This window comes from Allobosea sp., from assembly GCF_051860145.1.
Lineage (GTDB): Bacteria > Pseudomonadota > Alphaproteobacteria > Rhizobiales > Beijerinckiaceae > Allobosea.
The window spans coordinates 1-506 of record NZ_JBHYEM010000068.1 but is presented as its reverse complement, the minus strand read 5'-3'; the positions used below and the strand labels follow the sequence as shown (position 1 = coordinate 506).

Sequence of the window (506 nt, the reverse complement as noted above, 5' to 3'; positions counted from 1 at the left end):
CTCGACGACCAGCTCGGCTTTGCGCCGCTCGAGGCGGCGTCCATGGCGCTCGACCTCTCCAATGCGGCGGCGATCTGGAACAAGGCGCTGCTCGACAATTCGGCGCGGCCTTCCGGCGCGCTGGTCTATCAGCCGAAGGAGGGCGGCAACCTGACGCCCGACCAGTATGGCCGGCTGAAGTGCGAGCTGGAGGAGGGCTATTCCGGCCCGGCGCGGGCCGGACGGCCGATGTTGCTGGAAGGCGGGCTCGACTGGAAGGCGATGGGGCTTTCCCCGCGCGAGATGGATTTCGTCGCGGCGAAGAACGGCGCGGCGCGCGACATCGCGCTCGCCTTCGGCGTGCCGCCCATGCTGATCGGTATTCCGGGGGATGCGACCTATGCCAATTACCAGGAGGCCAACCGCGCCTTCTGGCGCTTGACCGTGCTGCCGCTGGTGCAGCGGACCGCGGCGTCTTTTGCGGCCTGGTTCTCCGAGGATCAGGAGACGGCGCTGCGGCTGGTGCC

General features: G+C 69.0%; 1 protein-coding gene. It reads left to right on the top strand.

What is annotated here, in order from left to right; genetic code table 11:
- A partial coding sequence (locus ACTIF2_RS27740; protein WP_439500360.1) for a phage portal protein occupies positions 1 to 506 on the top strand: 506 nt, incomplete at both ends.